Source organism: Micromonospora sp. NPDC005215, assembly GCF_040607915.1.
In the GTDB taxonomy this organism is placed as follows: Bacteria; Actinomycetota; Actinomycetes; order Mycobacteriales; family Micromonosporaceae; genus Micromonospora.
In genome coordinates, this window is sequence record NZ_JBEXHQ010000024.1 from 47313 (window position 1) to 61327 (window position 14015).

At 69.7% G+C, this 14015-nt stretch carries 11 protein-coding genes; 5 read left to right on the forward strand and 6 right to left on the reverse strand.

The features are described 5' to 3' along the window. Positions 1–174: 174 nt before the first annotated feature. The 6 genes from ABZU25_RS18990 to ABZU25_RS19015 all read right to left on the reverse strand — a co-directional run bounded on the left by ABZU25_RS18990 (position 175) and on the right by ABZU25_RS19015 (position 7708). Positions 175–1239, reverse strand: a complete 1065-nt coding sequence (locus tag ABZU25_RS18990; protein ID WP_355030658.1) for a succinate dehydrogenase/fumarate reductase iron-sulfur subunit — start codon at positions 1237–1239, stop codon at positions 175–177. Continuing rightward, positions 1236–3164 (reverse strand): fumarate reductase/succinate dehydrogenase flavoprotein subunit, encoded by a 1929-nt coding sequence (locus ABZU25_RS18995; protein WP_355030659.1) that lies wholly within the window; start codon positions 3162–3164, stop codon positions 1236–1238. The genes ABZU25_RS18990 and ABZU25_RS18995 overlap by 4 nt, the downstream gene beginning before the upstream one ends. A gap of 12 nt (positions 3165–3176) precedes the next feature. Continuing rightward, complete coding sequence (locus tag ABZU25_RS19000; protein ID WP_355030660.1) at positions 3177–3983, reverse strand: hypothetical protein; 807 nt, start codon at positions 3981–3983, stop codon at positions 3177–3179. A 241-nt stretch (positions 3984–4224) separates the two neighbouring features. Next, positions 4225–5631: a metallopeptidase TldD-related protein gene (locus ABZU25_RS19005; protein WP_355030661.1), complete on the reverse strand. Its 1407-nt coding sequence runs from the start codon at positions 5629–5631 to the stop codon at positions 4225–4227. Positions 5632–5689: 58 nt separating this feature from the next. Further along, entirely contained in the window at positions 5690–7126 is a 1437-nt protein-coding gene (locus ABZU25_RS19010; protein WP_355030662.1) for a TldD/PmbA family protein, read from the reverse strand. Between the two features lie 33 nt (positions 7127–7159). Next, positions 7160–7708 (reverse strand): Uma2 family endonuclease, encoded by a 549-nt coding sequence (locus tag ABZU25_RS19015; RefSeq protein WP_355030663.1) that lies wholly within the window; start codon positions 7706–7708, stop codon positions 7160–7162. Between the two features lie 278 nt (positions 7709–7986). Here ABZU25_RS19015 and ABZU25_RS19020 point away from each other — a divergent pair, with 278 nt between their 5' ends. The 5 genes from ABZU25_RS19020 (at position 7987) to ABZU25_RS19040 (ending at position 14014) form a co-directional block, all read left to right on the forward strand. Then, a complete protein-coding gene (locus ABZU25_RS19020) occupies positions 7987–9042 on the forward strand; it encodes an ABC transporter ATP-binding protein (protein ID WP_355030713.1) in 1056 nt (351 codons plus the stop codon). Next, positions 9039–10127 (forward strand): dipeptide ABC transporter ATP-binding protein, encoded by a 1089-nt coding sequence (locus ABZU25_RS19025; RefSeq protein WP_355030664.1) that lies wholly within the window; start codon positions 9039–9041, stop codon positions 10125–10127. Before ABZU25_RS19020 ends, ABZU25_RS19025 begins: the two co-directional genes overlap by 4 nt. After that, complete coding sequence (locus ABZU25_RS19030; protein WP_355030665.1) at positions 10124–11131, forward strand: ABC transporter permease; 1008 nt, start codon at positions 10124–10126, stop codon at positions 11129–11131. Before ABZU25_RS19025 ends, ABZU25_RS19030 begins: the two co-directional genes overlap by 4 nt. A 9-nt stretch (positions 11132–11140) precedes the next feature. Further along, positions 11141–12127: an ABC transporter permease gene (locus ABZU25_RS19035; RefSeq protein WP_355030666.1), complete on the forward strand. Its 987-nt coding sequence runs from the start codon at positions 11141–11143 to the stop codon at positions 12125–12127. 144 nt (positions 12128–12271) lie between these two features. Beyond that, positions 12272–14014 (forward strand): ABC transporter substrate-binding protein, encoded by a 1743-nt coding sequence (locus ABZU25_RS19040; RefSeq protein WP_355030667.1) that lies wholly within the window; start codon positions 12272–12274, stop codon positions 14012–14014. Position 14015: the final 1 nt, after the last annotated feature.

Below are 14015 nucleotides of genomic sequence, written 5' to 3' on the forward strand. Positions count from 1 at the left end.
ATCTCCGGTGATCAAGAGCTTTGCGTCATGCGGCGCGGCGTGTCGTGACGCAAACCTCTTGATCATCGGAGCAGGGACGGCGGGCTGGGTGGGGGAAAGGGGTGGGGGAAAGGGGTGGGGGAAAGGGGGCGGGGGCCGTGGCGATCGCCACGGCCCCCGCCTTCGTCGCGGTGTCTAGTGCTGCTTGTCCTGGTCCGGGTGCGCGAAGTTGAGGTGCTCCGGAGGCAGCGGGAAGGTCACGTCGTCACCGAACGGCGACGGCGCGGCGGCCCGGTCGAACGTGAGCTCGGTCAGCGGCAGCCTGCCCCGGTCGTCCACCGCCGGAGCGGTCGGGTGGGGCACCTCCCGGTCCCAGTTCACGCCACTCTGCGCCTGTGCCTCGGCCCGCGGGTCGTGGGAACCACCCGCGTGCGAGTGCAACCCACCCTGGGCCGAGCCCGACGTCGTCGAGCCCTGACGGGCGGTGGTCACGCTGGTCTGGGGAGTCTCGCCCCGACGGAAGATCTTGCTACCAAGCCACACAAGGGGATCGTACCTGCGGTCGACGACCCGTTCCTTCATGGGGATGATCCCGTTGTCAGTGATCTTGATGTGCTCGGGGCAGACCTCGGTGCAGCACTTGGTGATGTTGCAGAAACCAAGGCCCTGTTCGGCCTGCGCGTACTCCTTGCGGTCCGTCCGGCTGTCCAGCGGGTGCATGTCCAACTCGGCCGCCCGGATGAAGTACCGGGGGCCGGAGAACGCCTGCTTGTTCTCGTCGTGGTCACGGATCACGTGGCAGACCGTCTGGCACAGGAAGCACTCGATGCACTTGCGGAACTCCTGCGAGCGCTCGACGTCGACCTGCTGCATCCGGTAGTCGCCCGGGGCCACGTCCGCCGGTGGGGCGAACGCCGGGGTCTCCCGGGCCTTCTCGTAGTTGAACGAGACGTCGGTGACCAGGTCCCGGATGACCGGGAAGGTCCGCAGCGGGGTGACCGTCACGGTCTCCTCGTCGCCGAAGGTCGACATCCGGGTCATGCAGCCCAGCCGCGGCTTGCCGTTGATCTCCATGGAGCAGGAGCCGCACTTGCCGGCCTTGCAGTTCCACCGGCAGGCCAGGTCGGGCGCGTCGGTGGCCTGGAGACGGTGGATGACGTCCAGGACCACCTCGCCCTCGTTCACCTCCACCATGTAGTCCTGCAGGTCTCCGCCGGTCTCGTCGCCCCGCCAGATCCGGAACTGACGCTTCGCGCTCATCGGTTGTCCGCCTCTCCAGCGTCGGCGAGGAGGGCGTCGAAGTCGGCCAGCTCCTCGTCGGTGAGGTACTTGGAAAGCTCCGCACGGTCGAAGAGACCGATCAGCTCCGGCCGCATCTTCGGCAGTGGCTTACGGGTGAGCCGTACGCTGTCGCCGTCCAGCGAGCAGACCAGGTTGACCTGCCGCCACTTCGGCTCCATCGCCGGATAGTCCTCCCGGGTGTGCCCGCCGCGCGACTCCTGCCGCTCCAGCGCCGCCTTCGCGGTGCACTCCGAGACCACAAGCATGTTGCGCAGGTCCAGGGCGAGGTGCCAGCCCGGGTTGTAGCGCCGGCCGCCGAACGCGCTCACCTTGGCGACCCGCTCGCGCAGCTCGGCCAGCCTGCTCAACGCGTCGGCCAGCTCGCCCTCCCGGCGGATGATGCCGACCAGGTCCCCCATGACCGCCTGGAGGTCCTGCTGGAGGGTGTACGGGCTCTCGCCGGTGTCCCGTTGGAGCGGGGCCAGGGCGGTCTCCACGGCGGCCTCTACCGCGTCCACTGCCACCTTCGGTCGGGCGGCGAGCCCGTCGGCGTAGCTGGCCGCGTGCCCGCCCGCCCGCTTGCCGAAGACCAGCAGGTCGGACAGGGAGTTGCCGCCCAGCCGGTTGGAGCCGTGCATACCGCCGGAGACCTCACCGGCGGCGAACAGTCCGCGTACGTGGCCGAAGGCGGCACCCGAGTCCGGGTCCACCTCCACGCCGCCCATCACGTAGTGGCAGGTCGGCCCGACCTCCATCGGCTCGGCGGTGATGTCGACGTCGGCCAGCTCCTTGAACTGGTGGTACATCGACGGCAGTCGCCGGCGGATCTCGTCGGCCGAACGCCGGCTCGCGATGTCCAGGAAGACGCCACCGGCGGGGGAGCCCCGACCGGCCTTGACCTCGCTGTTGATCGCGCGGGCCACCTCGTCACGGGGCAGCAGCTCCGGCGGACGCCGGTTGTTGTCCGGGTCGGTGTACCAGCGGTCCGCCTCCTCCTCGGTCTCCGCGTACTGCTTGCGGAAGACGTCGGGGACGTAGTCGAACATGAACCGCTTGCCTTCGGAGTTCTTCAGGACGCCACCGTCACCACGCACCGACTCGGTGACCAGGATGCCCTTCACCGAGGGCGGCCAGACCATGCCGGTCGGGTGGAACTGGAGGAACTCCATGTTGATCAGCGTCGCCCCGGCGCGCAGCGCCAACGCGTGCCCGTCCCCGGTGTACTCCCAGGAGTTCGAGGTGACCTTGTAGGACCGCCCGACACCGCCGGTGGCCAGCACGACGGCCGGCGCCTCGAAGAGGATGAACTCGCCCGACTCGCGGTAGTAGCCGAACGCGCCGGCGACCCGGTCACCGTCGAGCAGCAGCTCGGTGATGGTGGTCTCGGAGAACACCTTGATCCGGGCGTCGTACGAGCCGAACTCCCGCTGGTCCTCCTGCTGAAGCGAGACGATCTTCTGCTGGAGGGTGCGGATCAGCTCCAGGCCGGTCCGGTCGCCGACGTGCGCCAGGCGCGGGTACTCGTGGCCGCCGAAGTTGCGCTGCGAGATCTTGCCGTCCTTGGTGCGGTCGAAGAGCGCGCCGTACGTCTCCAACTCCCAGATCCGCTGCGGCGACTCCTTCGCGTGCAGCTCGGCCATCCGGAAGTTGTTGAGGAACTTCCCGCCGCGCATGGTGTCGCGGAAGTGCACCTGCCAGTTGTCCCGGCTGTTCACGTTGCCCATGGCGGCTGCCGCGCCGCCCTCGGCCATCACCGTGTGCGCCTTGCCGAAGAGCGACTTGGAGATGATCGCGGTCTTCTTGCCGGCGAGCCGGGCCTCGATCGCCGCGCGCAGACCGGCGCCGCCGGCCCCGATGACGACGACGTCGTAGTGGTGTCGTTCGATGCGAGTGGTAGTGGTCATGTCAGGGGCCCTTTAGTTGATGAACCGCAGGTCGGAGAACCAGCCGGCCGCGAGCGCCATGATGTAGAAGTCGGCCAGCGCCAGGGTGCCGAGGGTGATCCAGGCGAGCTGCATGTGCCGGACGTTCAACGCCGAGACGACCGTCCAGGCCTTGTACCGCACCGGGTGCTTGGAGAAGTGCTTGAGCCGGCCGCCGATGATGTGCCGGCAGGAGTGGCAAGAAATTGTGTACGCCCAGAGCATCACCACGTTGAGCAGCAGGATGATGTTGCCGAGCCCGAAGCCGAAGCCCTTTGGCGAGTGGAAGGCGAGGATCGCGTCCCAGGTGTTGATCAGCGAGATGATCGCGGCGGCGTAGAAGAAGTAGCGGTGCAGGTTCTGACCGAGCAGCGGGAAGCGGGTCTCACCGGCGTACTCCTTGTGGCCGTCCGGCACGGCGCAGGCCGGCGGCGACAGCCAGAACGACCGGTAGTAGGCCTTGCGGTAGTAGTAGCAGGTGAGCCGGAACAGCAGCAGGAACGGCAGGGTCAGCGCCGCGTCCGGAATGATCCACCAGCCGGGCAGGAACCGGCCGAAGTGCGAGGCGCCCTCGACACACCGCTCCGTGACGCAGGGCGAGTAGAACGGGGTCAGGTAGTGGTAGTCCGCGACCCAGTAGAAGTCGTGCATGAACACCCGGACCGTCGCGTACGCGACCCAGGCGCTGAGGCCGATCACGGTGATCAGCGGAGCGAACCACCAGCGGTCGGTACGCAACGTCTTCGCCGCGATCGCGGCGCGCGCCCGCGCTCCCCGCGGCTTCGTTGCCGTTGAAGTCATTCGAGTCGTCTCCTCGACGGGCCCGTACGGGCGGGCTGATCTTTCTCCGGTCGGCACGCGGACCGGCGAACCCGCACCCGCTGCCACGTCCTGCGCACACCAACGACCACGCCGGATCGACCGACGCAGCTAAGTGACACACGTTACGCCGATCTCTGCGGGCCGTCCGCGCAAGGGAGTGTCCCGTGTGTCTGGCCTGCGGAAAAGCCTTGGTACGCCGGTCGACGGCGGACCGCGGCGGTCATCCCGAGGCACCTCCGGTGAAGTGCCAGGACGCCAGTCGCAGCGAGGGGGCCGCCCACCACACACCGTCCACCCGATCCGGTTGGCGCGCCGCCCGAGCGCCCAGCCCGAGCACCGCCCCGGGCCCGAGCGCCCGCGGGTACGACTCGGTGAACCGCAGGTCACGTACCGCCCGCACGACAGTGCCGTCCTCGATGAGCCAGACGCCGTTGCGAGTCAGTCCGGTGACGACGAGGCTCTTCGGGTCGAGCACCCGGGTGTACCAGAGGTCGGTGACCAGCAACCCTCGGCGTACGTCGGCGACCAGCGCCGCGGTGTCCGCGTCGACCACCGCGCCGGCCGCCCCACCGGTGGTGCTCCGGCCGGTCGCGCTGACCGGGCCGGCCGTCGCGCCGGACAGCCGCAGGTTGCGGGCCATCGGCCCCCAGGTGGCGCCACCCGCGACCGCGTGCCCGGTGGACTGCGCGCCAGCCGCGTCGGCCGTCCGCCGGTCGTGCGCCACCGCCCGGGTGGTGCCCGCCTCGACCAGGGTCAGCGCCCGTCGACCGGTGCCCTCCGCGTCGAACGGCAACCCCGACGCGCCCTGCGGGTCGTCCACCAGGGTCACCGCCCGGTCGAACTGGGCGGTGCCCGGCTCGGCGAACGACTGCCGCTCGGCGTACCGCTTGCCGTTGAAGCCGTAGAAGGACAGGTTCTGCAACAGGTCCGCCACGGCGGCCGGCTCGAACACCACCTCGTAGCGTCCCGGTGGCAGCTCGACCGGGTCGGCCGCGGCCTGGGCCTTCGCCGCCGCCTGCGCGCCCAGCTCGGCGCCGTCGAGGTCGGAGAGTCGGTCGGCGTGGCGTCGGGCCACCCCGTCCGCGCCGTCGCGACGCGCGATGCCGTCCATCGCCGCCTCGGCCGAGCGGCCGGCCGCCGTGTGCCCGGCCGAGTTGGCGAACGCCGACGAGCGGTGCGCGGTGCGGCAGTAGCCGGCCGTGCTGAGGCCCCCGGCGGCGGCCACGAAAGCGCCGACCCGGTCGGCCCGCTGATCCGGCTCGGCGTGCGCGGTGGCCTCGTCGACTCCCGGCGCGGCCGGCGCGGGCACCGGCGGGGCCAGCCCCGGCCAGCCCGGGTCGCGCGGGCAGAGTCGCGCCGCGGCCAGCGTGCGCGCGACCAGTGCGCCCAGCCCGTCGGCGGTGACCACGCTGCCGCTGCCGGCGGCGGTCCGACCGTCGACGTGCAGCCGTAGCCGGACCCCGACGGTCGACTCCGCGACGTTCTGGTGGATGGCCGAGTTGGCGAACCGGGTGAGCGCCAGGTCCGCCCGCGTCACCACCACCTCGGCCTGCGCCCCCGGCCCACCGAGGCGGCGGACCAGCTCGATGACCTGCCCAGCCAGCTCCGACTCGCTCCTCGCGCTCACGCGGGGTCACCTTTCGTTCGCGACTGCGGGGCTCGCAAAACCGGCTCACTCCTCGCGCTCACGCGGACACTCCCACCCGGACGTTGCGGAAGCGGGCCGGCGCGGCCGGGTGGCCGGTGTGCCCGATCTGGCCGGGCTGGCCCTTGCCGCAGTTCGGCGTGCCCCAGGAGACCGTCTCGCCGGAGAGCATGTCCATCGAGCGCCAGAAGAGCGGACCGATCCCGGTGTACGTGGGATTGCGCAGCATCCGCCCCCGCCGACCCTTCTTGATCTCCCAGCCGACCTCGCAGCCGAACTGGAAGTTGAGCCGCTTGTCGTCAATCGACCAGGACCGGTTGAGGTCCATCAATACGCCGTCGTCGGTCGCCGCGATGATCTCCTCCAGGGTGTGCGGGCCGGGTTCCAGGCCGACGTTTGTCATCCGCACCATCGGCAGCCGGGCCCACCCGTCGGCCCGTACGCTGCCGCCGTAGTCGAGGCTGGCCATGGCGGCGGAGTCCCGGCCGGCGAGCACCCCCACCCAGCGCCCGTCGCGGACCGCGTCCCGCTTGACCGCCGGGGAGCCCTCGTCGTCGTAACCGAAGCTGCCCAGCGCGCCGGGGATGGTCGGATCGATTGTGATGTTCATCAGCTCGGAGCCGTAGCGCAGCGAACCGAGCTGCGCCAGGTCCAGCCAGGACGTGCCGGCGAACGCGGCCTCCCAGCCGAGGATCCGGTCCAGCTCGATGGCGTGCCCGACCGACTCGTGGATCTGGAGGGCCAGCTGCTCGCCGCCGAGGATCAGATCCGTCTCACCGGCCGGGCAGAGCGGCGCGGTGAGCAGCGCCCGGGACTCCTCGGCGATCTGTGCGGCGTGCGCGGCCAGGTCGAGCGACTCGACCAGCTCCCAGCCGGTGGTCCCGTACTGCCCCCGGTAGCTCGGCCAGGACCGGCGCTGCGTCTCACCGGCACCGATGGAGGTGGCGGAAATGCCGCCGCCGCACTCGCGGATCCGCTGGTCGATCCGGTGGCCCTCGCTGGAGACGAACCACTTCGCGGTGTCCCAGATCTGGTACAGGCCCTCGGCCAGGTCCGCGCCGTGTTCGGCCATCGTGCGGGTCGCGCCGACAAGCAGGTCGCCCTTGTCCGACAGGGACACCGCGAGCGGGTCGATCTCGCAGCCGGAGGCCCAGCTCGCGGTGACCGCCTGCGCCGGAACCAGGTCGACCGCCGGGCCGGGGACGCGTGCGCTCGCCATGGCGGTCCGGGTCGCGCGCCGCCCGGCGTCGCGGGCGGCGGCGTCCGACAGATCGGGTACGGCGTGGAAGCCCCAACTCGCACCGACAAGCGCTCGGACACCGATCCCGATGCTCTCGTCCTGGGTCAACTCCTCCACGTCGCCGTTGCGCGCGGTCATCGACTCGTAGCGGCGGTGCATCACCCGGGCGTCGGCGTACCGGGCGCCCGCGTCGAGGGCGGCCTGGACGGCGGCGGTGGCCGCGTCGAACTCGGTCATGCGACCGACCCTAGGCCAGCCGACCGACACCCGTCAGGGGACGAGATCCTCCGGCCGGATCGTGGCCCGCACCGGCTCGGTCAGCTCCAACACCTCGCCGCGCTTCGCCGTCGCCGTCTCCACGTAGTGGCCGCCCCGCCGCTGGTAAAGGCGCATGGCACCCGTCCTCTGCTCCACCAGCAGGTACCACTCGATGCCGGCTGCGGCGTAGTAATGCATCTTGAGGACTTTGTCGGTGGACGCGTTGCTCGGCGAGATGATCTCGCAGACCAGTCGCACATCAGCCGACTCGATGTTGGGCTCGTCGAGATCGACTGCGTTGGTGACGACGAGATCGGGAATCGGTATTCGACCTGGCCGGAGCCGGACGTTCACTGCTTCCAGCAGCTCAAGGTCCGCCGCCTCCGCGGCTGCTTCGAGGATATTGCCGAGCTTGCGGGAGATTCTTTGATGCCGGGGGGTGGGTCCTGGGGTCACGTGGAGGCTCCAGTCGAAGAGTTCGACGCGATCCTGCGTCTCGCCGAGGGCGAGGAACTCCTCTTCGGTCCACGGACCTCCGTGATCGAACACTGCCGCGGTCATGGGTCACCTCCACCTCGCGCTACGGACATCCTCTGCTGGCTGCTCTCGCCATGGTCGCACTTGAGGTGCGGTTTCGGCATGAACGGCGGTGGATGGCGAGGTGACGGGGGGTGCGGGGTCGATGCGGACTCGTTACGCTCGGGCCCGCTGACAGGTGCCGGCTTTGTAGCTTATTTTCACCCTCAGGACTTTCCTGTAAGTTCTCTTCGTCACTGAGGGAGGTGGCCGTGGACAGCTCGGAACCGGTGCGGTCCGGGGAACCGGACGACCGCCCCACCGTGCCGGCGCAGCGCTCCGACGAGGACGCCTACCTGCGGGTACGTGACCTGCGGGTCCGGTTCGACACTGAGGACGGCGTGGTGCGCGCGGTCGACGGGGTGTCGTTCGCCGTCGAGCGGGGCCGCACCCTCGGCATCGTCGGCGAGTCCGGCTCGGGCAAGAGCGTCACCTCGCTGGCCATCCTCGGCCTGCACGACCCCAAACGGACCACCATCACCGGGGAGATCTCCGTCGGCGGCCGGCAGGTGGTCGGCCTCCCCGACGAGGAGGTACGCCGGCTGCGCGGCCGGGACATGGCGATGATCTTCCAGGATCCACTGTCGGCGCTGCACCCCTACTACACGGTGGGCCGGCAGATCGCCGAGGCGTACCGGGTGCACCACCCGAAGGCCAACCGGCGGGAGGCCCGCCAACGGGCGGTGGACATGCTGGACCGGGTCGGCATCCCGCAGCCGGCCCGCCGCTTCGACCAGTACGCGCACGAGTTCTCCGGCGGCATGCGCCAACGGGCGATGATCGCGATGTCCCTGGTCAACGACCCGGCGTTGCTGATCGCCGACGAGCCGACCACAGCGCTGGACGTCACAGTGCAGGCGCAGATCCTGGACCTGCTCGCCGACCTTCAGGCCGAGTTCCACTCCGCGATCATCCTGATCACCCACGATCTCGGCGTGGTCGGTCAGGTCGCCGACGACGTGCTTGTCATGTACGGCGGGCGCGCCGTCGAGCGGGGCAGCGTCGAGCAGGTGCTCCGGGCGCCGCAGCATCCGTACACCTGGGGGTTGCTCTCCAGCGTGCCGTCGCTGCACGGCGACGCGGACGCGGACCTGGTGCCGATCCCCGGCAACCCGCCCAGCCTGATCGACCTGCCGCCCGGCTGCGCGTTCCACCCCCGCTGCCGGTACGCGGACCGCGTCGGCAGCCGCTCCCAGAGCGAGGTGCCGGAACTGCGCCCAGCAGGGGCCGACGGCCACCTGGTCGCCTGCCACCTGAGCGTCGAGGAGCGTGCCACGTTCTACGCCGAGGACATCGCATCCGTGGGGGTGGCCCGATGACCGACGAACCACTGCTGCGGGTACGCGGGCTGACCAAGCACTTCCCGGTACGTCAGGGGCTGCGCGCCACCGGTCTGGTGCGGGCGGTGGACGGGCTCGACTTCGAGGTGCGCCCCGGCGAGACGCTCGGCCTGGTGGGGGAGTCGGGCTGCGGCAAGACCACCACCGGCCGGATGCTGGTGCGGCTGTTGGAGCCGACAAGCGGCAGCATCGAGTTCGCCGGGCGGGACATCACCCACGCCGGCCGGCGGGAGTTGCGCCCACTGCGCCAGGAACTCCAGATCATCTTCCAGGACCCGTACGCCTCGTTGAACCCCCGGCACACCGTCGGCCGGATCGTGGCGATGCCGTTGCAGGTCAACGGGATCAAGCCGCCGGGTGGGATCAAGGCCCGGGTGCAGGAGCTGCTGGAGCTTGTCGGGTTGAACCCGGAGCACTACAACAGGTACCCGCACGAGTTCTCCGGTGGTCAGCGCCAGCGCATCGGCATCGCCCGCGCGTTGGCGTTGCGGCCCAAGCTGATCGTCGCCGACGAGCCGGTGAGCGCGCTGGACGTCTCGATCCAGGCGCAGGTGGTCAACCTGCTGCGTGACCTGCAACGGGAGCTTGGCCTGGCCTTCGTGTTCATCGCGCACGACCTGGCCGTGGTCCGGCACTTCTGCCAGCGGGTCGCGGTCATGTACCTGGGCCGGATCGTGGAGATCGGCGACCGCGCCGACATCTACGAGCGCCCGCAGCACCCGTACACCCGGGCGTTGCTCTCGGCGATCCCGGACGTCACCCAGCTCGGGCCGGCGGGCCGGATCCGGCTGACCGGTGACGTGCCCACCCCGCTGGACCCGCCGTCGGGCTGCCGGTTCCGCACCCGGTGCTGGAAGGCGCAGGACATCTGCGCGAGCGAGGAGCCCGCGCTGGTGCCACGCGACGGCGGCCGGCAGGCCACCGCGTGTCACTTCCCGGAAGGGGAAGCGGCCAGCACGAGCCCGGAACCCGCCGACGCCGGCGCCGCGGCGGAGCCCGGTGTGCCAGTGGCCCGGGCGGCGTCGCGCGCAGCCGCCGTGAACGTCGAGGAGGTGCCGTCGTGAGCCTGTCCCCGGTGGAGGGTGTGGCGCTGGCCGAGATCGGGTCCGGCACGGGCGCGGGCGGGCCGGCGACGAAGGGTGTGGTCGGGCGTTCGCCAGGTCAGCTCGCCTGGCTGCGGCTGCGCCGGGACCGGACGGCCATGGTCAGCGGCGTGCTGCTGGTCCTCTTCCTGCTGGTGGGGCTGGCGGCTCCGCTGATCGAGATGGCCTACGGCGTGGGTCCGCGGGAGCAGTTCCAGAACCTGCTGGACGGGTTCGGGATGCCGCTGGGTTACGCCGGTGGTGTCACCGGAGAACACTGGTTCGGCCTGGAGCCGGGGCTGGGCCGGGACATCTTCATCCGGTTGATCTACGGGCTGCGGACGTCGCTGTTCATCGCGTTCGCCGCCGCGTTGATCACCGCGACGATCGGTATCACGCTCGGCGCGCTCGCGGGCTACCTCGGCGGCTGGTTCGACGCGGTGATCAACTGGATCACCGACCTGACCCTGGCCATGCCGTTCCTGATCATCGCCCTGGCTCTCACCCCCACCATCACGCTGCGCTTCTATGGCGAGCGAGGGCAGGTGTCGTCCGCCTTCGGCATCGGCGTGCTGATCGCCGTGTTCGCCATCTTCGGCTGGACCAGCACCGCCCGCCTGGTGCGGGGGCAGGTGATCGCGCTGCGCGAGCGGGAGTTCGTGGAGGCGGCCAGGGCCAGCGGGGCCGGGCTGGGGCACATGCTGTTCCGGCAACTGCTGCCGAACATCTGGGCGCCGATCCTGGTCTCGTTCTCCCTGGCGGTCCCACAGTTCATCACCAGCGAGGCCGCGCTCTCGTTCATCGGCGTCGGCCTCAGCGACGAGACGCCGAGTTTCGGCCGGATGATCTACGACAGTCTGGACTTCCTCCAGACCGACCCGGCCTACGTGTTCTTCCCGGGCATCATGATCTTCGCGCTGGTGTTCGCCTTCAACCTCTTCGGCGACGCGTTGCGGGACGCGCTCGACCCGAAGTCGTCCCGGTAGGGGTTTCTCGTGTCGAGATTTCTGATCAAGCGGCTCTTCTCCGCCACGCTGACCCTGTTCGCGGTGAGCGTGCTGACCTTCCTGATGTTCTTCGCCCTGCCGCGCGACCCGGTCAGCAGCATCTGCTCGAAGAACTGCAACCCGGAGCGGCTGGAGCGGGTCCGCGACGACCTGGGCCTGAACGACCCGCTGATCAGCCAGTACGCCGGTTACATGAAGGGCATCGTCACCGGTCGGGACCTGGGCAGCGCGCAGGGCGGCCGGTGCGACGCGCCCTGCCTGGGCTGGTCGTACGTCACAAACGAGGCCGTCTCGGACACCATCGCCCGAGTGCTGCCGGTGACGTTGAGCATCGTGATCCCGGCGGCCATCCTCTGGCTGCTGCTCGGTGTGGGGCTCGGCATGCTCTCCGCGCTGCGTCGGGGCACCTGGCTGGACCGGGCGGCCATCGGCTTCTCGCTGACCGGCGCCTCGTTGCAGCTGTACTTCGTGGGGGCGGTGCTGCTGCTGGTCTTCGTCTACAACCTGCGGCTGCTGCCGGTGCCCAGCTACACCCCCCTCTTCGACAACCCGGCGAAGTGGGCAAGTGGGTTGGTCCTCTCCTGGGTGGCGTTGGCCTTCCTCTTCTCGGCCATCTACGCCCGGCTGTCCCGGGCGCAGATGTTGGAGACGCTCTCGGAGGACTTCGTCCGGACCGCGCGGGCCAAGGGCCTGGCCAAACCCACCGTGTACGGGCGGCACGCGCTGCGCGCGGCGATCACCCCGGTGGTGACAATCGCCGGACTGGACGTCGGCGGGGCGCTCGGCGGCACGGTGATCACCGAGACGACGTTCGGCATCCAGGGGTTGGGGCGTACGGCGGTGGACGCGGTGCGCTCGGGGGACCTGCCCACCATCATGGCCACCGTGCTGATCGCAGCCGTCTTCGTGGTCCTGGCGAACGTGCTGGTGGACCTGCTCTACGCGGCCATCGACCCGCGGGTCCGGCTGCGCTGATCCGGCCGCTGTCCAGCGCGTGGCTGCTGGCAAAATTTATCGACAACTGTTACACAACTCGTAGGTTTTCTTCTTTACGATCCTCGGGACGTCGGCGGTTCTCGCCCCGACGAAACGCACGGCACATGGGTGAAGGAGGTCTTCATGAAACCACGCGTGGTGGCTGCCGCAGGCGGCGCGATCGCTCTGGTTGTGGCATTGGGTGCGTGCTCGAAGAACACGGGCGAGGGCACCACTGTGGACACCGACCGGCAGCAGACCGGGGTCATCGCGACCGACCCCAAGGACTCGCAGGGGCCGGCGGCCGAGGTGAGCGGCGCCGCGAAGGGCGGCACCTTCACCATCATCCGAGAGTCGCCGATCTCCCACCTGGACCCCCAGCGGACGTACTCGTTCGCCGGTCTGATGACCAACCCGCTCTTCGCCCGCTACCTGACCACGTGGAAGGACGACGGCAAGGGCGGCCTGGTCCTCGTCGGCGACCTGGCCGAGACGCCGGGCAAGAACGTCAACAACGACTGCAAGGTCTGGGAATTCACAGTCAAGGACGGGGTGAAGTTCGAGGACGGCCGGCCGATCACCGCCAAGGAGATCGCGTACGGCATCGCCCGGTCCTTCGACCCGGACCTCTCCGGCGGCCCGACCTACATCCAGGAGTGGCTGGCCGACACCGCGCAGTTCGACACCAAGTGGGACTTCAAGAAGAACAAGACGTCGCTGCCGCCCGGCCTGAGCACGCCGGACGCGAAGACGCTGCGCTTCGAGTTCGCCAAGCCCCGCTGTGACCTGCCGTTCGCGGTCTCGCTGCCGACCACCGCGCCGCTGCCGGCCGACAAGGACACCGGCGTCGACCTGGACAAGCAGCCGTTCTCGTCCGGCCCGTACAAGGTCGCCAAGAACCAGGTCGGCGTGCAGCTCACCCTGGACCGCAACCCCAACTGGGACCCGAAGACCGACCCGGTCCGGCACCAGTACCCGGACCAGTTCGTGTGGAGCTTCGGCCCGACCGCGGACGCCGCCAACAACCGGGTGATCGCCGACAACGGCGCCGACCAGAGCGCGCTCGCCTTCAACACCGTGCCCGCCTCGCTGGTCGCCAAGGTGGCCGGGGACGCAGCGCTCAAGTCCCGGACGATCCTCTCGCCGACCCCGAGCGCCAACCAGCTCGTCATCAACAACCAGCGGGTCACCGACCTGAAGGTCCGCCAGGCACTCAACTACGCCATCGACCGCGAGGGCTTCATCAAGGCGATGGGCGGGCAGACCGTCGCCGCGCCGCTGACCACGCTGATGCCGTCGGCCACGATCGGCTACAAGGCGTACGACGCGTACCCGGCGGGCGCCAACGGCAACGTCGACAAGGCCAAGGAACTGCTCGGCGGGAAGACGCCCGAGCTGGTCCTCGGCGTCGCCGACAACTCGACAGAGCAGCAGCAGGGCGCACAGCTCAAGGCCAACCTGGAGCGCGCCGGCTTCAAGATCACGCTGCGGAACATCTCTGACGACGCGAAGCTCGACGAGATCAAGAAGAAGAACAACCCCTGGGACCTGTACATCGGTAACTGGGCGGCGGACTGGCCGAGCGGGGCGTCGATCCTGCCCGTGCTCTACGACGGCCGCACCATCAAGGCCGAAGGCAACAGCAACCAGTCCTACTTCAACGACCCGACGATCAACGCCGAGATGGACCGCATTCAGGCCATGCCCGCCGCCGACCAGGGCCCGGAGTGGGCCAAGCTCGACGAGCGGATCATGAAGGAGTACGCGCCGGTGGTGCCGCTCTTCGTCGACGTGGCCTACAACGTGCACGGGTCAAAGGCCGGCGGGGTCTTCATCTCCAGCGTCTTCGGCTACCCGGCGTTCGTGAACGCGTACGTCAAGCCGTAAG